Annotated in this window: 17 protein-coding genes; 6 read left to right on the forward strand and 11 right to left on the reverse strand. The window is 52.0% G+C overall.

What is annotated here, in order from left to right; all coding sequences use genetic code 11:
- Nucleotides 1-24: 24 nt before the first annotated feature.
- The gene (locus I2123_RS02630) at nt 25-561 is read right to left on the reverse strand and encodes a hypothetical protein (protein ID WP_112167473.1); all 537 of its coding nucleotides are present in this window, start codon (nt 559-561) and stop codon (nt 25-27) included.
- A gap of 498 nt (nt 562-1,059) precedes the next feature.
- Nucleotides 1,060-2,262, reverse strand: coding sequence for an MFS transporter (locus I2123_RS02635; protein ID WP_213051749.1), 1,203 nt, complete (start codon nt 2,260-2,262; stop codon nt 1,060-1,062).
- Between the two features lie 349 nt (nt 2,263-2,611).
- Between I2123_RS02635 and I2123_RS02640 the strand changes: the two genes are divergently transcribed.
- The gene (locus I2123_RS02640; protein ID WP_213051750.1) at nt 2,612-3,187 is read left to right on the forward strand and encodes a hypothetical protein; all 576 of its coding nucleotides are present in this window, start codon (nt 2,612-2,614) and stop codon (nt 3,185-3,187) included.
- Between the two features lie 112 nt (nt 3,188-3,299).
- Here the strand turns inward: I2123_RS02640 and I2123_RS02645 are convergent, their stop codons facing one another.
- A complete protein-coding gene (locus I2123_RS02645; protein ID WP_213051751.1) occupies nt 3,300-4,001 on the reverse strand; it encodes a TetR/AcrR family transcriptional regulator in 702 nt (233 codons plus the stop codon).
- Between the two features lie 84 nt (nt 4,002-4,085).
- Between I2123_RS02645 and I2123_RS02650 the strand changes: the two genes are divergently transcribed.
- Both I2123_RS02650 and I2123_RS02655 read left to right on the forward strand, forming a co-directional pair.
- Nucleotides 4,086-5,585 (forward strand): MDR family MFS transporter, encoded by a 1,500-nt coding sequence (locus tag I2123_RS02650; protein ID WP_112167477.1) that lies wholly within the window; start codon nt 4,086-4,088, stop codon nt 5,583-5,585.
- A gap of 100 nt (nt 5,586-5,685) precedes the next feature.
- Complete coding sequence (locus I2123_RS02655; protein WP_112167478.1) at nt 5,686-7,518, forward strand: ABC transporter ATP-binding protein; 1,833 nt, start codon at nt 5,686-5,688, stop codon at nt 7,516-7,518.
- On the opposite strand, the gene I2123_RS02660 is transcribed toward I2123_RS02655, so the two are convergent.
- Complete coding sequence (locus I2123_RS02660) at nt 7,515-8,645, reverse strand: GNAT family N-acetyltransferase (protein ID WP_213051752.1); 1,131 nt, start codon at nt 8,643-8,645, stop codon at nt 7,515-7,517. The genes I2123_RS02655 and I2123_RS02660 overlap by 4 nt on opposite strands.
- A 73-nt stretch (nt 8,646-8,718) precedes the next feature.
- On the reverse strand, nt 8,719-9,348 hold the full coding sequence (locus I2123_RS02665; protein WP_112167480.1) for a carbonic anhydrase: 630 nt from the start codon (nt 9,346-9,348) through the stop codon (nt 8,719-8,721).
- Between the two features lie 219 nt (nt 9,349-9,567).
- Between I2123_RS02665 and msrA the strand changes: the two genes are divergently transcribed.
- Nucleotides 9,568-10,110, forward strand: coding sequence for a peptide-methionine (S)-S-oxide reductase MsrA (msrA, locus tag I2123_RS02670; RefSeq protein ID WP_112167481.1), 543 nt, complete (start codon nt 9,568-9,570; stop codon nt 10,108-10,110).
- A gap of 69 nt (nt 10,111-10,179) precedes the next feature.
- Here the strand turns inward: msrA and I2123_RS02675 are convergent, their stop codons facing one another.
- The 6 genes from I2123_RS02675 to I2123_RS02700 form a co-directional block, all read right to left on the reverse strand.
- Nucleotides 10,180-10,485, reverse strand: coding sequence for a hypothetical protein (locus tag I2123_RS02675; RefSeq protein WP_213051753.1), 306 nt, complete (start codon nt 10,483-10,485; stop codon nt 10,180-10,182).
- Between the two features lie 22 nt (nt 10,486-10,507).
- Nucleotides 10,508-11,773 (reverse strand): PTS sugar transporter subunit IIC, encoded by a 1,266-nt coding sequence (locus I2123_RS02680; protein ID WP_112167483.1) that lies wholly within the window; start codon nt 11,771-11,773, stop codon nt 10,508-10,510.
- 55 nt (nt 11,774-11,828) lie between these two features.
- Nucleotides 11,829-12,134 (reverse strand): PTS sugar transporter subunit IIB, encoded by a 306-nt coding sequence (locus tag I2123_RS02685; RefSeq protein WP_213051754.1) that lies wholly within the window; start codon nt 12,132-12,134, stop codon nt 11,829-11,831.
- A 66-nt stretch (nt 12,135-12,200) separates the two neighbouring features.
- Nucleotides 12,201-12,644: a PTS sugar transporter subunit IIA gene (locus tag I2123_RS02690; RefSeq protein ID WP_112167485.1), complete on the reverse strand. Its 444-nt coding sequence runs from the start codon at nt 12,642-12,644 to the stop codon at nt 12,201-12,203.
- A gap of 209 nt (nt 12,645-12,853) precedes the next feature.
- Nucleotides 12,854-13,450 carry a P-loop nucleotide/nucleoside kinase family protein gene (locus tag I2123_RS02695; protein WP_213051755.1) on the reverse strand — a complete coding sequence of 199 codons (597 nt, stop codon included), beginning with the start codon at nt 13,448-13,450 and terminating at the stop codon, nt 12,854-12,856.
- The gene (locus I2123_RS02700) at nt 13,443-14,378 is read right to left on the reverse strand and encodes a tagatose-bisphosphate aldolase (RefSeq protein WP_112167487.1); all 936 of its coding nucleotides are present in this window, start codon (nt 14,376-14,378) and stop codon (nt 13,443-13,445) included. Before I2123_RS02700 ends, I2123_RS02695 begins: the two co-directional genes overlap by 8 nt.
- A gap of 233 nt (nt 14,379-14,611) precedes the next feature.
- On the opposite strand from I2123_RS02700, the gene I2123_RS02705 reads away from it, so the two are divergent.
- On the forward strand, nt 14,612-15,544 hold the full coding sequence (locus I2123_RS02705; protein ID WP_213051756.1) for a sugar-binding transcriptional regulator: 933 nt from the start codon (nt 14,612-14,614) through the stop codon (nt 15,542-15,544).
- A 145-nt stretch (nt 15,545-15,689) separates the two neighbouring features.
- Nucleotides 15,690-16,541, forward strand: a complete 852-nt coding sequence (gene cho, locus I2123_RS02710) for an excinuclease Cho (protein WP_112167489.1) — start codon at nt 15,690-15,692, stop codon at nt 16,539-16,541.
- Nucleotides 16,542-16,545 lie beyond the last annotated feature (4 nt).

The following is a 16,545-nucleotide window of genomic DNA, read 5'->3' on the forward strand; positions in this document are numbered from 1 at the left end:
TTTTAAGCTCTTCATTCTCTTCGTTTATTTAGGCGATAAGCGGGCAATTGTCAGGTAAGGGGCATTTTTGCGAGAATAATATTTTTCCATTATCCAACTCCGAAGTTTTAACTTAGATTCTTCTTCATTGTGACTAAAGCATTCAAACTCGCCATAGTTAGCATCAAATACTCGATAAGTTTTCTGATTAACAGATACGCCAATACAGTGGAAAAAATCCACATCATTTACGACGGCTACAAAATAGAACCCATTCTTATTATCTTGATGAATTCTTTGACCTTCATAGCACCGAAGTAACTTTTCATCTGTTGATTTATAACGATCGCTTTTTAATACCAACATTTGTCCCAGCGTGAGCCAGGTAAATTCACAGTATGCCCGTTGACGGGAAAAGAAACGATGAACCTCTTTATAATATTGCTTGTCTTTTCTGGTTGCTGACATTTCGTTCATTAGCCAGTCCTGAGTCATCGCAAAACAAACCCCATTTTGTAAATGGCTTTCGTTGGTTAAATTTTCCAAGTATCGATCTTGATTTAATGGGAAATTCCTTTTCATATTGCCCTCTGGCTTGTAAACACATTATTCGTTGTTTAACTGACTGTTTTTACAGGTGAGTATTATTGATGATACACTGAAAAATAGTGGGTTATCTCGCCTCAAGACGGTCTCGCTCATATCATCTGGCGTCTTGATGACGTTCATTTAAGTGATGAAAATTAAAAAGCCGATATGCATTATAGATAATAGAAAGATCTATGCAATGATGGAAATAAAATTGATCAGACGAATAGATGAGATGCAATTAATTAATATTTCACATATTAATCAATTTAAAGTTAATAGCGTGAGTTTTCCTTTATTCAGGCACTTTATTTAGGTTTTTTAACTCAGAAGAAATATGAGTCGTAAATTTCAGGCGCGCAGTTGGATAACCGTTATGAATCCGGAAGTAGATTCTCTGCGCCGTCTCGTTCTTCACCAGGCGGAGCAGAGAATCGCCCCTGCGCTAAAAATGGCTCATGGCGTATCACTAACAAAGTAGCTCGCTGGAGTTTAATGGGAGCCTTGCGCCGCCAGCCTGTGCCCCATCCAGAAGAACACCAGCCCGGTCACCGAAGCGGCGATCAGTGCGATAAACATCACCGCCGGTGCGGTGTAGCTGAGCAGGAAGCCGCACATGACCGGGTTGATTGCGCCGCCAAGATTGCTCAGGTTTTGCATGCCGTAGTAGCTGCCTTTCATGTTTTCCGGGGCAATAAAGTCGATAAACATATATTCCACCGGAATGACGATAAGTTCGCCGAAGCTGAAAATCGCCATCGCAATCATCCAGAACAGTACCGACTCTCCGGCGGTCATAAATCCGATCAGCCCGACGATAAAGAATACCGTGCCGAGAAACAGCCATTTCAGCAGCGTTTGCTGCTTCATCCGGCTGCTTAAAACGTACTGGAAGGCGATAACAATCACGGCGTTGGTGATCATCACCGCGCCAATGATTTTATAGGCAAACTCCGCATTCGACACCAGTATCAGATATTGCGAGAGATATCCGGCAAACTGGCCGAAGACGACTGAGCCGAGCGTGCTGCCCAGCGTGAAGTAAATCAGGCGGCGATCGCGGGCGAGAATGCCCAGTGTCTGGCGCAGATTGGGTTTTGGCAGTGGTTTTTGTTCCTGCCCGGTCTGCGGCGGCTTGTGAGGAATATTGCGTAACCCCCAGCCGAGAGAAATTACCGTCCCGAGGGCCAGTACGCCGGAAATCACAAATGGCAGCATCGGGCTAAACCCCGCCAGCCATACGCCAAGAGAAGAGCCTACCGCCCAGCCGACGTTTACCAGCGTGTAGTTCATCGAAAATGCCTTTACCCGTTTCTCGATCGGCAGCCAGCTGGCGATACAGGCTTTAAGCGTAATACTTAGCAGCGCATAAGAGGCGTTAAGCAGTGCCAGCACCAGCAGAACGCCGGTGACGTTCGGCAGCACCGGCAGCAGTAAAAAACTCAGGCCGAAAGAGCTGATGGATACGGTGATGAGGGTGCGGTGATTAAATTTATCCACCAGATAACCGGCGTACAGGCCGCTGAGAATACCGATTGCCAGGCTGGCACCGAGGATAATCCCGACGCTTTTCGGCAGCAGATGGTAGTGCTCGGTCAGGTAAATCGTGATAAACGGCAGTGTGACGCCACGCCCGATAGTAAGTACTAACGAACTGGCGAGCAGCGCGAGGATCAGCGGCGGCATTCCCTTCATTCTTAAGGCATTCCCTATGTATTGATGATGACGGCTAGCCAATGATAATAGTCGAGTCTGCGCAGTATTTTTCGATACAAAAATGCGGTATTTAAGCGAGATGTGCGCTGATTCTCGGAGCGGATAAAGTTCAAATCTAAGGCTTCTGCGGTTCAACGCTATCTTTTCCTTGAGGCCATCGGGAAGTACCTTTAGATGAACATGAGGCCAAATTTAATCTGTCATGAGTTACTTTTCCTTAAATAATAAATCATGTGTTTTATTTAAAAAATCTCTAATTTATTGTGAGTTTTGTTATATTGGAGCTGGTCTTTATAATCTTAGTTAATGTATTTTATGGAATATATAAATGAACTATATGTATAATGAAATTGATTTCGAGGATTTTAAATTGGCTAAGTCAGGCCAATGGTTTATTGGTGTTTTTTGCACTAAACCAACAGGGATTTACATTTCCCCAGTAAATATATTTGAGGAAAGGGGTGACAGACTCGATGATGATGTTATAAACAACTTTTCTAGCAATGGAATGAATCGTTATGCTTCAGGTGCGCCGGGAGAGAGCAGGGGAATGATGACACCTTTCAAAACCTACAAGGAAGGAAATTGGTTGGCCAACAGAGCAGTCGGTATGACACATCATACTGCTGTCATGCGTAAAAATAAACTTCCTGAACTTTATTGTTACGGATTTTCATTAATAAAAATAAATGATTCATTTGCACAACTTAAGTTTAGTTCAACTTCATTAAATTCTAAGGAAGGGGGATATGTATCACATAGTTTTTCAAGGGCAACATATTCAAATAAAGGAGGGTTCTTTCCTGGTACAACGTTAATGCCAGTCCATAAACAGCAACTCCTTGCTACAGCCTTGAGAGAATATCCGTTCTCAATTTCGCATATTGCTGCGTCTCAGGATTAGATTAATTGCCTTCTTTAAAATAATGTAGGGAAATAAAACCAGATTTAAGAGCTTATGTTTGATCTCTTATTCATTGAAGGACTAACAATTTAATAAAATTAATTAACGCTAATCATAGCTTCTGCGGCGCCACCCCATGAAAGAGCAACACTGAAACGTGTTTACGCAGTGCTTCGGGGGAAATCGGTGAGGCGGCGCCCTGGCGCATTTTCATCGAGGCGAGCGGGAACAGCGTCAGGCCGAACAGGGTGATGAACAGCAGCGCCGGATCGAGTTCCGGATTCAGGCGGCCTTCGGCTTGCCAGCGGGTGATACAGTCGTGCACGATTTTGCGATTCTTATCGCCATTACGTTCTTCCATCCGCTTTTTTAACATGCCGCTTTCGCTGATCACTTCGCGCACCCACAGCGGGGCGACCCAGGGATATTTTACTGCCGCATCGATCATGCACTGCGCCATTGAGGTGATCGCCATCAGCGGATCGTCGGCGTGGATATCAAAGATATCGCTGAAACCGGCGCGCACCGGCTGAAAACGCTCATCGATGAGGACGTCCAGTAGCTGCTCGCGGGTATTGAAATAGTAATGCAGCATCGCGGTGGTCACACCCGCCTCTTTGGCGATCATGCTCAGCGGTGTTTCGGCGATGCCGGACTGGGCAAAGAGTTTCAGGGCGGCATCCAGCAGCAGTTCACGCTTATCCACGCCTTTTTTAACCCCGCTCGGGCGACCCGGACGGCGTGGGGGTGTTACGCCTTCTTTTTGAACCTTTTGTGCTGTCGTCGCTTTTTCTGAGATTTTTCTGTCTGTCATGAGCGGGGTGATCCATTGACCGGATGAAAGTGATGCGTCAATATTAATTATACAGTTAATTAATTACAAGTCAGGATTGCATTCATGACAACTATGAACTCGGCGCAGAGCGAAGTGACGCAAGCGAAGCCTTCGATCAAGCTTCTGTTCTCCGCGCTGTTACTGGTGATGCTGCTGGCCGCGCTCGACCAGACCATTGTCTCAACGGCATTACCGACCATCGTCGGTGAGCTGGGCGGCCTGGATCAGCTTTCGTGGGTGGTGACGTCGTATCTGCTGGCGTCGACCATCGTGGTGCCGCTGTACGGTAAGTTCGGTGATTTGCTGGGCCGCAAAATTGTGCTGCAAACGGCGATTGTGGTGTTCCTGCTCGGCTCGGTTCTCTGCGGGCTGGCGCAGAACATGACCCAGTTGATCCTCATGCGTGCATTGCAGGGGCTGGGCGGCGGCGGGCTGATGGTGGTCACCATGGCCGCGGTGGGTGATGTGATCCCGCCGGCTGAGCGCGGAAAATATCAGGGGCTGTTCGGCGGGGTGTTCGGGCTGGCGACGGTCATCGGCCCGCTGATCGGTGGTTTTCTGGTGGAGCATATGTCGTGGCGCTGGATTTTCTACATTAACCTGCCGCTGGGTATTTTTGCGCTGCTGGTGATCGGTGTCGCGCTTAAATCCCAAACCGCGCGTATTCGCCACGAAATCGACTTCCTTGGCGCGGCCTATCTGGCGGCGGCGCTGACCAGCATCATTCTGTTTACCAGCGAAGGTGGCACGGTCTATCAGTGGTCGGATCCGCAGCTGTGGTGCATTCTGGCGTTTGGCCTGGTGACCCTCGGTGGTTTCATTTATGAAGAGACGCTGGCGGCGGAGCCGATCATTCCGCTCGGGCTGTTCCGCGACCGCACATTCCTGCTGAGTTGCGCCATCAGCTTTATCATCGGGATGTCGCTGATGGGCTCGATGACCTTCCTGCCGCTTTATTTGCAGGTGGTAAAAGGCTCGTCGCCGTCCCAGGCCGGGATGCAGCTGCTGCCGCTGATGGGCGCGCTGCTGGTCAGTTCGATTGTCAGTGGGCGCATTATCAGTCGCATTGGTCGCTACCGGATGTTCCCGATTTTCGGCACCCTGCTGAGTTTTATCGGCATGCTGATGCTCGGCAATCTCAAACTGAGCACCACGCTGCCGCAGCTATATTTGTATATCGGCGTCCTTGGCTTCGGTCTGGGTATGGTGATGCAGGTGCTGGTGCTGGCGGTGCAAAACTCGGTGTCGATGAAACAACTGGGCGTGGCGACATCCAGCGTGACGCTGTTCCGTTCTATCGGCGGTTCTATCGGCGTGGCGGCGTTTGGCGCACTGTTCACCCACGGTTTACGCACGCAGCTGGAGAAGCTGATCCCCGAAGGCACGCAGCTCCCGCACTCACTGGGTGCGCAGGCGGTGCAGCAATTACCGGCGGCCATCCGCGATGATTATTTACAGGCATTCGCCTCAGCGCTGCACTCGGTGTATCAGATTTCCGCCGGTGTGATGGTGCTGGCGTTCGTGCTGTCGCTGTTGCAAAAAGATGCGGTGCTGAAGAAATAACCGGCGGCACTGCGTGTGATTTGCACTAAGCTTTCCCCTTTACGGCGCTGGAAAATATCAGCGCCGGTATTTTTTAGGGACAATTAAAAAGGGGATCACCATGCTGTTTCGCCGTTTCGAGCGAATGATCGACATCTTCCGTGAGGCGCCGGGCGGGGAGCCGCCAGGCAAAGTCTTTCCTTTCTATCTCTATTATCTGCGTCAGGTCTGGCCGAGTTTTGCCGTGCTGCTGGTGGTCGGGCTGGTGGCGTCGCTGATTGAAGTGTCGCTGTTTAGCTATCTCAGCCAGATCATCGATCTCACCAAAGACACGCCGCCGGGCAGTTTCTTCTCTGAGCATATGGGGGAACTCCTCTGGATGGCGGCGGTCGCGATGATCCTGCGGCCCGTGTTTTTCGGGCTGAACGATTTGCTGGTGCATCAGACTTTGACGCCGGGCATGACCAGCATGGTGCGCTGGCAAAACCACAAATATGTGCTTAAGCAGAGCCTGAACTTTTTCCAGAGTGATTTTGCCGGGCGTATTGCCCAACGCATTATGCAGACCGGCAGCTCGCTGCGGGATTCGGCGGTGCAGATGGTCGATGCCATCTGGCACGTGGTGATTTACGCCGCGAGTGCGCTGTTCCTGTTCGCCGAAGCCGACTGGCGGCTGATGATCCCGCTGATTATCTGGATTTTCTGCTACGCCATTTGCCTGTGGTTCTTCGTGCCGCGCGTGAAGCAGCGTTCGGTGGAATCCTCCGAGGCGCGCTCGAAACTGATGGGCTGCATCGTCGATGGCTATACCAATATCGCGACGCTCAAACTGTTCGCCCACAGCGATCTGGAGCAGCAGTATGCCCGTGATGCGATCACCGAACAGACTTACAAAACGCAACTGGCGGGTCGTTTACTCACCGGTATGGCGTTCGCCATTACCACACTGAATGGTTTGCTGATTGTCGCCAGTACGGGGCTCGCGCTGTGGTTATGGACGCAATCTCTCATCTCCGTCGGGGCGATTGCGCTGGCAACCGGGCTGGTCATCCGCATTGTGAATATGTCCGGCTGGATCATGTGGGTGGTGAACGGGATTTTCGAAAATATCGGTACGGTTCAGGATGGCTTGCACACCATCGCGCAGCCACTGACCGTCACGGATAAACCGCAGGCGAAAGCGCTGAAGGTCGATCACGGGGCGATCCACTTCGATCATATTAACTTTAACTACGGGAAGGGCGCGCGGGTGATCCAGAATCTGGATCTGGCGATCCGCCCCGGCGAGAAGATCGGCCTGATCGGGCCTTCCGGCGCGGGGAAATCGACGCTGGTGAACCTGCTGCTGCGCCTGTATGACATCGACGGTGGCCGCATTCTGATTGATGAGCAGAACATCGCCGACGTCACGCAGGAAAGTCTGCGCGCGCAGATCGGGATGATCACGCAGGATACCTCGCTGCTGCATCGTTCCATTCGCGATAACCTGCTTTATGGCCGACCGGGTGCGACGGAAGAGGAGCTGTTGCTGGCGGTCCGCCAGGCGCGTGCTGATGAGTTTATTCCGCAACTGTATGATTCACAGGGCAGAACCGGGCTGGATGCGCATGTCGGTGAGCGCGGTGTGAAACTCTCCGGCGGGCAGCGTCAGCGTATCGCGATTGCGCGCGTGTTACTGAAAAACGCACCGATTCTGATCATGGATGAAGCCACGTCGGCGCTGGATTCCGAAGTGGAAGCAGCAATTCAGGAAAGTCTGGAGACGCTGATGGGCGGCAAAACGGTGATCGCCATCGCGCACCGCTTATCGACGATTGCCAAAATGGATCGTCTGGTGGTGCTGGAGAAAGGGCAGATTGTCGAGATGGGCAATCACGCCGAACTGCTGGCGCACGGCGGGCTTTACGCCCGTTTATGGCAGCATCAGACCGGTGGATTTGTCGGGATGGATTAAGGTTCGGCGCTGTGCCGGTAAGGCAGCATCTCACGGGCTTCATCCGCCCAGCGCTGCACGCCGGCACGCTCTTCTACTAAGAAATCTTCTACGGCATCGCGCAGACCCGGATGCCGTAGATAGTGCCACGAGTCGGTGATCACCGGCTCAAAGCCGCGCAGTAATTTGTGTTCGCCCTGAGCACCCGCGTCAAACCGTGCCAGCCCGCTGGCAATCGCGTATTCCATTCCCTGATAAAAGCAGGTCTCGAAATGCAGCCGGTCGAACTCGGCGAGGCATCCCCAGTAACGTCCGTAAAACGTATCGCCGCTGATCAGACTGAACGCCATCGCCACGTCACGGCCATTTTGCTGCGCGACGACCAGACGGATCGCCTCTGGCATCCGCTGCGCCAGCAGGCTGAAAAAATCACGGGTCAGATACGGCGCCTGACCGCGCACCGCGTAGGTGTTGCTGTAGCAGCGGTAGACAAAATCCCACTGCGCCTCGGTCACTTCGGCCCCTTTGAGCCAGACAAATTCGATGCCCTGCGCCGCGACCTGTTCGCGCTCTTTGCGAAACTGCTTTCGTTTACGTGAGGTCAGGGCGTCGAGGTAATCCTGAAAATCGCGGTAGCCGCGGTTTTGCCAGTGATACTGACAGCCGAGCCGGTGCTGCCACAGGGGTTCTTCGCCGAGCAGCCGGTTGGCGCGGGTGTCGGTGAAATTGATGTGTGCGCCGGTCAGGCCGTTTTCCACCAGATATTCCGGCAATGCCTGTAAAAGACGGATGGCCGCTGTTTCATCGCCGAGCAAACGTGCGCCGGTCACCGGACTAAACGGCACCGCGCCCAGCCATTTCGGATAATAGGCAATGCCCGAACGCTGACACGCATCTGCCCAGCCCTGATCAAACACATATTCGCCGTACGAATGACGCTTGCGGTAACCCGGAATGGCGGCGCGGATTTCACCGTTTTCCTGCCAAAGCAGATGTTCGGACCTCCAGCCTGAATTCGGCCCGAGGCTGCCGCTCTCTTCCAGTGTGGATAAAAACGCGTGGCTGAGAAACGGTTGTTGCGCAGGCACCAGCGCGTCCCACTGTGCGGCGGGCAAATCGGCCAGACGGTTTAACGCGGTTATCGGCATGAGCTTTTCCGGTGAGAAAGTGGGCAGGGTCGGGCGGTCTGCCGGGGGCTATTTGGCCCCCGGCTGGGAGGTATTATGAGGCGGTGACTTCCGGGTTATCGGAGAGCGAGATGAAAGTCTTGCCGTCATAGGCTTCAATAGAGCCGGATTCAATATCATAAACCCAGCCGTGCAGGGTAATTTCGCCTTTGGCTAAAGCGACCGCCACACAAGGGTGCGTGCGCAGATTACCGAGCTGTGCTACCACATTCTGATGCACCATCCCGTTTACGCGGGCTTCCGGTGTTTCATGTTCAGTGGCTTCGTTGATGGCTTTTGCCGCATCCGAATAACGCAGCCAGTGGGCGACCGCAGGCATGTGATCCAGACAGGTGCAGTTGGCGATTGCGCTCATTGCCCCGCAGTTGGAATGTCCGCAGATGACAATATCCTTTATGCCCAGTGCCTTAACGGCATATTCGACGGTCGCGGAAACGCCGCCAGGTTCAGGTCCAAATGGCGGCACGATATTACCGGCATTTCGGATAACGAACAGTTCACCCGGTTCACGTTGGGTAACTAATTCGGGTACCAGCCTGCTGTCTGAACACGAAATAAAAAGTGTTTTAGGATTTTGATTTAATGCGAGCTTTTTGAAGAGCTTAGAGCGTTGGGGGAACGCTTCTTTTTGGAATCTGAGGAAACCTTCAATAACGTCTTTCATGTGGGAATTCCATGTATTTCAATCGCAATGATACTGCCACGAATAAATAAGCAGATCAATCAGACGCAATACCACTATTATTTACAAGGTAAATGACTTTATCCATAAAGACGCTTTGACCTTCCTGATAAATACCAGTGGGCTTTATTTTGTTGTGATACCTTTATCCTTATATTTATGCCCTCATATTTACCTTGTACTCAACGTGAAGGAGTCTTTATGACAATCGAATACGCTATTTTCGGCGGCGGCTGCTTCTGGTGTACGGAAGCGGTATTCAAAGACGTCATCGGCGTAGAGTCAGTAGAAAGTGTCTATACCGGCGGTGCGCGGCCCAACCCGACCTATGAGCAGGTTTGCAGCGGTGCCACCGGCCATGCGGAAGCCATTCGTGTGGGTTTTGACCCGGAAAAACTGAGCTACGGTGATCTGCTGGATATCCACTTTGTCACGCACGATCCGACCCAGCTTAACCGCCAGGGCAACGACGTCGGCACGCAATATCGCTCGGTGATTTTCCCGGTCGATGACGTGCAAAAGGCCGAAGCGGAAGCCGCCATTTTGCGCGCGCAGCCGGATCACAGTCAGCCGATTGTGACCAGCATCGAACCGCTGGGCGAAGTGTATGTGGCCGAAGGCTATCACCAGAATTACTGGGATGGAGCGGGCCAGCAAAACCGTTACTGCATGGCGGTGATCCCACCTAAATTGCAGAAATTGCGTAAGAGTTTTGCACAGCGGACAAAATCGCTGAATCCTTAAGATTATCAATATCTTTAAAAAGCAAAAGCCAGAACATCATGTTCTGGCTTTTTTCGTTTCTCCGTCCGCTCAGAATCCGTAGCGGATCGCATCCTTACTTTGCTGCATCAGCGCATCAATCTTCTGGGAAAAGGTTTCCAGCCCTTTGCCGTCACCGGCTTGTGAGCACTCACGTCGCCGCGCGTTGTACGCTTTCATCAGCTGCGCCTGCGCAAAGCCCGGCTTGCCGTAACAGGCCATGCTTTGTTCCCAGCAGGCGATGGCGGCATCCAGTTCCTGTTGTTCCTGATATTGCTTTCCCAGCTCGTTGAGCGCTTTGGCCGATTCCTGCGGTGGCAGCTGCTGCGCTAAAATTTGCTCAATGCGTATATCCATCTCTGAAAATCCTCAGGGTCGCTTAGTGGAAGAAGTTGAGAATATGGCCGAACACCAGCCCGACGCTGATGACGTCCGAGTCACTGAACGTCACGTTCGAGAACCCGAATTTGCCGAGCAGCGGTAACAACAGCGCCGGTAATAAGGTGATAAACAGTCCGTGGAAGATGCCCCCGATAATCGCGCCGCGACGTCCGCCCACGGCGTTACCAAAGATCCCCGCCGTGCCGCCTGCGAAGAAGTTGGTCAGCATGCCCGGTAAAATCATCGCCAGCCCAAGGCTCGGGAACAGGAACATGCCGATGACGGATCCGATAGTGGTGGAAATAAAACCGATGATGACTGCGTTCGGGGCGTACGGGAAAAGCACCGGGCAATCAAGCGCCGGAATCGCGTTCGGAACGATGCGCAGGGCGATCCCGCGGAAGGCCGGAACGATTTCAGCCAGCAGCAGACGGACGCCGGAGAGCAGCACATACACGCCCACCACAAACTGTATCGATTGCAGGAAGGCGTAGACCAGATAGTTGACGCCGTTAGAGAACGGCGCGACCACGTCCGGACCGGCGGCGATAGCGGGGATGAGATATATCGGGATCATCACCACCATCATCGACAGATAGGTGTCCTGCAGGAATGAGAAGGCTTGCGGCAGCTCGAAGTCTTCGGTGCTTTTGCTGACGTCACCGGTGACTTTCGCCACCCCGGCCTGCACGATATAGCCGATGGTGCAGAAATGGCCGAGCGCAAAGTCATCCGAACCGGTAATTTTGCGCACAATCGGCTGCGCCAGAACAGGCATACCCACCGCCATCACACCGGCTATCACGCCGCCGGTAATGATAAGCTCCGCACCGCGCAGGCCGCCCATATAGCCGATGACCGAACAGACGGTCGCCATCCATAAGGAAGCCTGACCGGTCAGGAAGATATATTTAAAGCGCGTCAGGCGGGCAATCAGAATATTGACGATAAACGCCAGCACCATAATTAATGCGGTTTCTCGCCCCAGCGTTTGTTGTGCGATCCCGGCAATCGACCCGACGTCAGTCACCACGCCGCGCATATTAAAGCCTTTCTGGAATATCTCCCCCAGAAAGGTCAGCGCATTCACAATAATTCCTGCACCGGAAAGTAAGACTAAAAATCCCAGCAATGTTTTTAGTGTGCCGGTGATAATTTGTCCGGGGCTTTTTTTCAATGCGATCAAACCGATCATCGCGATCAGCGATATTAATATTGATGCCTGGCCTAATACATCATTAACAATAAAGTGAAGGAAAGACATAAGCGTCCCCTGTAGTAGAGATGTAGAGTTGTTCTATTGGAAAGCAATGTTTTTATTATTGGACAGTAAGAAGACCCATTTCCTGAAGTACCGGCGTCAGCTTGGTTTTAATCTCATTTTTATCCACCAGTCGCTTGAGATAAATAATATTGGCGTTGATGGTGTAATGCTGGAACTGCGAGCGGAAATTTTCACCGGTCATAATAATATCGGCACGGGTGGACGTGGCGCTGGAAATATCACAGTGTGATAAATCCGCTTCGACGCCTAAATCTTTTAACGCGGCTTCGATACTCATTTCACAGGCGAAGCTGCTGCCCAGACCTGCGCCGCAGACGGCTAAAATCGATAATCTTTTCATGAGAATTCCTTACGCATTTTGTAGGTGATGAATCACGAGTTATGTTCATATCTCTTCACTTCACGTCTAAAACTGTCGGATGATCTCTAAGGCTTCCTGCTTGTTTTTACTCTCTTTTAATCTTTTCCCCGCCTCGTCGTCGCAGAACAGATGAGAAAGACTGGCGATCATTTCAATGTGCGAATGGCTGTCGACAGCGGCCAGCGCGAAAATAACGTAAACCGGATCGTTATCTTCACTGCCGAACTCAACACCTTCAGAAACAATCACCAGCGACAGGGCCGTTCTGATAACCCCTTCTTCCGGCCTGGCGTGAGGCATTGCAATGCCTTCGCCCAAAACATAATAAGGACCGATTTCCCGATGCATATCATATATCGCCTGCAGATAACGGCTTTCTGCCGCACCGGAATCAATTAATGGCTGCACCGCGAATGCCACGGCACTTTTCCAGTCATCGGTTTTAGGAATTATCTGTATATTACTTTCATTGATCCAGTCGCTTAACATATTACCTCATCGCATGAATAGGGTCTTTTCTCAGTATGATATTTAAATTAAATAAAAACTGTGATCTGTCCAACCCTGTTTGCTATTAATTAAACTTTCATTTATCAAAGATAAGAATGTAAAACGATGTGTCGTAATAAATGATTGAGCCAAAAAACACACATCAGTCTGTTTTTTTTGTTCAGTAACGTAATATCCCCCTGTTTACTTTATTGGGTTTGTGTAAGGAATGAATTCATTATCCATTCGTGAATAACAACAATATCTACAGGTCTATTTTCATCGACATTATTCTGATCGAGAGAATATACCGGCCCCAGCGCCATGGGCTGCGCATTTCCTGCAAGAATTTTTAATTCGGGAATATATTCTGCCCCAACATGCCCCGGTAACCGTTCGCCAAGCCGTGAAGAAAATCGGTCAGCCACGCGTTGTGCATCAATCTTGCACCAGATTTCCACCACCTGCGTCACGCCCGCCTGTTGCAGATATGCCTGCAAAACGTCTTTCGGCTGGAAACCGAACCAGGCATCGACAATAAAGGTGCTGCCCTGTGGCGCACTGGCGACGATATCCCAAATCACCTGATAGCTGGCCTGACCCAGCACGCGGTTAAACGGGCGATCGACATTTTGCAGTCGCTGAAGGAACGGATTTTTGATGCCATCCAGCGACAGTTGCAGCCAGCCGCTGTGTTCAGAAAGCTCAACGGCGAGCCGGCTTTTACCCGATGCGGGGATCCCGTTGACCAGGACAACGCGTTTTCCGGCAAAGCCATTTCGTGAGGCGCTTCTGTTTTCAGACATGTTCCACCTGTTCAGTTTGGTTGTGCGCGGGGGCGCGGAAATACTGTTGGATCACCGCCTGAAGCTCGTTCAGACGCGGCACGGCAAGTGATTCCAGTCGGGATTTGGTCGCGCTGCGGTCGAGAGAAATGCAGTCTTTCCACAGTGAACGCCCGGCAATAACGCCCGATGCCCCTTCGCTCATCGCGTCCGCCACTTGCTTGAGGAAGGTTGTGTGATCAACGCCCGCTGACAACACCGCCCAGGGTACGTCACCCGCCAGTGTGGTGATATCTGCACAGGCCTGTCTGGAGCCCGGATAAGGCAGCTTCAGTACTTTCGCGCCGCATTCCAGACAAATCTTCGTTCCACCATAAATCAGCGACGGGACTTTTTCCTTATATTCTTCCTCGGTTTCGTTATCGAGTTTGTAGGTCAGGAATTCCACCACCAGCAGCAAATCTTCGCGGGCAAAATCGTCGATGCACTGACGCAGGATTTCAATGTTGTGGCGGTTAGCTTCTTCCTGATCGGAGCGCAAATACACCATGATTTTCCCACCGGTGGCGCCCAACTCGCGCACACGGCGTGCATCCACATTGGCGACCAGTCGCGACAGACGGTAGCCTTCCGGCGAATTATCCCAGCCGGACGCATCGAGGCCGATCAGCAGGGCGGTGTCGCGGGCGATAATGCCGTCGTCCACCAGTTGTGGCACGGCGCACACCGGATCAACCAGTACACAGGAAGCTTTGCTGGCGAGGTATTGGGTGATGTCCGCTTTGATAAGGCCGAGTTCATGTTCTGAAATCGCCGATTGTTGCTGAGGGTCGCTGGCCAGCAGGCTGCGCATGGCACCGCGCTGGTCACAGGCGATCACCAGCATTGCGCCATTCTTGCCACAAATCTGCTGATAGCTGCGTAATTCTGAAGTAGACATTTTTGACATGGAACTCTCCTTTGCGTGAAATTTATTACAGATGAAAAAATCTCGATTACACTGGACGTTCTGTCTTTACCCCGGACTAAAAAGGGGTGAGAAATCGCGTAACACGCCGGTTTACAAGGGTTGAAGCCCGATCCGGCACATTGCATTTTTACAGGTGTTGCGCAATAATCCCTCAATCGACGATTTGAGTGTAATTCATTACTGAAAGGAATTTCAAGCTGAAAGAGCCAATTTTGCAAGATATTGCAGCAACGCGTGCCATGATGCATTTAGTGGCGAAGCTGCATTACGAGTCTGATATGTCTCAGGTCGAGATTGCTCGCAAGCTGGATGTCTCAACGGCCACCATCTCAAGATTGCTCAATAAGGCCCGTGCGGCGGGCATTGTGCGCATCGAAGTGGTGGGATTATCTTCGCCGGAAGACATGACGTCAGATTTGGTCAAACGCCTCGGATTAAAGCAGGCTTACGTGGTCGATGCGCCACCGGGAAATGTGCTGGGCGCGCTGGCGACACCGCTGTCCTCACTGTTGCAGGACGCGGGATTAGGGTCGGGTTCGGTGTTGGGCATTGGCTGGGGAAGGGCGGTGCGCGAAGTGACGCTGGCCGGTATGCCGCGATTGCCCGGCATCATGACCGTGGCGCTGAACGGCGGGATGCAACAGTCTGCGCCCCATTTCCAGATCACTGAGTTTGTGCGCCGGGCGGCGGAACAGATGGAAGGCACGCCGTATTTCTTACATGCGCCTTATCTTTCTTCAGCGCCGCTGCGCGATGCATTTCTCGCCGATCGCAGCGTGCAGGAAATCATTTCGCTGTGGGATCGCCTCGATGCGGCGATTGTCGGCATCGGTCTGACGCACACGCCAAAACCGAGTGAATCCACCACCGCCACGCCGGGCGAGCAGGCGCTGAGCGATGCGGCGGGCGACGTGCTGCGCCATTACTTCACCGAGTCCGGCGAGTTGCTGCACTGGGAAGGCGAGGAGCGGATGATTGCCGCCTCCGTCGAGCAGTTGCGTAAAACGCCGCTGACCATTGGCGTCGCCGCCACGCCAGAAAAAGCCGCGGGGATTATCGGCGCGGTACGTTCGGGGATGATCAATTCCTTAGTGACGGATGTGAACACCGCGCAGGCCATTCTGGATAAACTGCCGGTGACATAACCGCAGGCGGTGCTCAAAAGAAATGGCACTTCCTTCGCCGGGCGTGCTTTTTTTATCCAGCAGGGTTGCGAGCTGTATAAACAGACAGTATTATTTGTCGAATATTTTTTATACGTTTTTATCAGGCAACAGCAGGTCAGCTAATTTGTGGAATCCCGAGAAAGAGCTTTTTACCGAGCTTTATCAGTATCCTGAACATCTTCGTCATACTTTAGAGAACCTGCCTGGCAGCAGTGGTGTGTATATTTTCTATGGTGATGACCAGACTTTTCCGCTGTATATCGGTAAAAGCGTAAATATCCGCAGCCGCGTGATGTCGCATTTTCGCAATCCCGCAGAGGCAAAATTGCTGCACATGACGCGCGACATCGATTATGTCCAGACTATCGGTGAAGTCGGCGCATTGCTGCTGGAATCGGATCTGATCAAATCGCGGCGTCCGCTGTTTAATAAACGGCTGCGTACCGCCCGCAAACTTTGCTCCATCCGGCTTCAGGGATTTACCGCCAATATTGTGTTCAGCAATGAAGTGGATTTCTCCCACAGCGAAGACCTGTTTGGGCTGTTCAAAACAAAAATGTCTGCGGTGGAGAAAATCCGGGATATCGCCGATCAGGAGAAGCTTTGTTATGGCGCGCTGGGGCTGGAAAAACTGGCTAAAAACCGCGCGTGTTTCCGGTTTTCTCTCGGAAAATGCGCCGGTGTGTGCTGTGGAAAAGAAACGCCGGAGGCGCATCACGAACGTCTGAGGAATGCGCTCAGCGCCCTGAAAATCCGCAGCTGGCCCTATCCCGGTCGCATTGCCATCGCCGAAGAAGCGAATGGTCAGACGGATTATCACGTCATCAATCACTGGTTCTATCTGGGTACGGTAAAAACGCTGGAAGCCGCAAAAGAGTTTGATATTGCCGTCCCACATTTTGACCGCGACAGCTACAAAATCCTCTGTAAACCGCTGTTTGCGCCGGACACGCCGAAGATTATTTTATTGGATTGAGGTG

It is taken from the genome of Rahnella inusitata, assembly GCF_018288855.1.
Taxonomy (GTDB): Bacteria; Pseudomonadota; Gammaproteobacteria; order Enterobacterales; family Enterobacteriaceae; genus Rahnella; species Rahnella inusitata.

Excerpts from the sequence above, each read along its gene's own strand:
- I2123_RS02630 (WP_112167473.1), bottom strand. The coding sequence starts at position 561 with ATGAAAAGGAATTTCCCATTAAATCAAGATCGATACTTGGAAAATTTA.
- I2123_RS02635 (WP_213051749.1), bottom strand. The coding sequence starts at position 2,262 with ATGAAGGGAATGCCGCCGCTGATCCTCGCGCTGCTCGCCAGTTCGTTA.
- I2123_RS02640 (WP_213051750.1), top strand. The coding sequence starts at position 2,612 with ATGAACTATATGTATAATGAAATTGATTTCGAGGATTTTAAATTGGCT.
- I2123_RS02645 (WP_213051751.1), bottom strand. The coding sequence starts at position 4,001 with ATGACAGACAGAAAAATCTCAGAAAAAGCGACGACAGCACAAAAGGTT.
- I2123_RS02650 (WP_112167477.1), top strand. The coding sequence starts at position 4,086 with ATGACAACTATGAACTCGGCGCAGAGCGAAGTGACGCAAGCGAAGCCT.
- I2123_RS02655 (WP_112167478.1), top strand. The coding sequence starts at position 5,686 with ATGCTGTTTCGCCGTTTCGAGCGAATGATCGACATCTTCCGTGAGGCG.
- I2123_RS02660 (WP_213051752.1), bottom strand. The coding sequence starts at position 8,645 with ATGCCGATAACCGCGTTAAACCGTCTGGCCGATTTGCCCGCCGCACAG.
- I2123_RS02665 (WP_112167480.1), bottom strand. The coding sequence starts at position 9,348 with ATGAAAGACGTTATTGAAGGTTTCCTCAGATTCCAAAAAGAAGCGTTC.
- msrA (WP_112167481.1), top strand. The coding sequence starts at position 9,568 with ATGACAATCGAATACGCTATTTTCGGCGGCGGCTGCTTCTGGTGTACG.
- I2123_RS02675 (WP_213051753.1), bottom strand. The coding sequence starts at position 10,485 with ATGGATATACGCATTGAGCAAATTTTAGCGCAGCAGCTGCCACCGCAG.
- I2123_RS02680 (WP_112167483.1), bottom strand. The coding sequence starts at position 11,773 with ATGTCTTTCCTTCACTTTATTGTTAATGATGTATTAGGCCAGGCATCA.
- I2123_RS02685 (WP_213051754.1), bottom strand. The coding sequence starts at position 12,134 with ATGAAAAGATTATCGATTTTAGCCGTCTGCGGCGCAGGTCTGGGCAGC.
- I2123_RS02690 (WP_112167485.1), bottom strand. The coding sequence starts at position 12,644 with ATGTTAAGCGACTGGATCAATGAAAGTAATATACAGATAATTCCTAAA.
- I2123_RS02695 (WP_213051755.1), bottom strand. The coding sequence starts at position 13,450 with ATGTCTGAAAACAGAAGCGCCTCACGAAATGGCTTTGCCGGAAAACGC.
- I2123_RS02700 (WP_112167487.1), bottom strand. The coding sequence starts at position 14,378 with ATGTCAAAAATGTCTACTTCAGAATTACGCAGCTATCAGCAGATTTGT.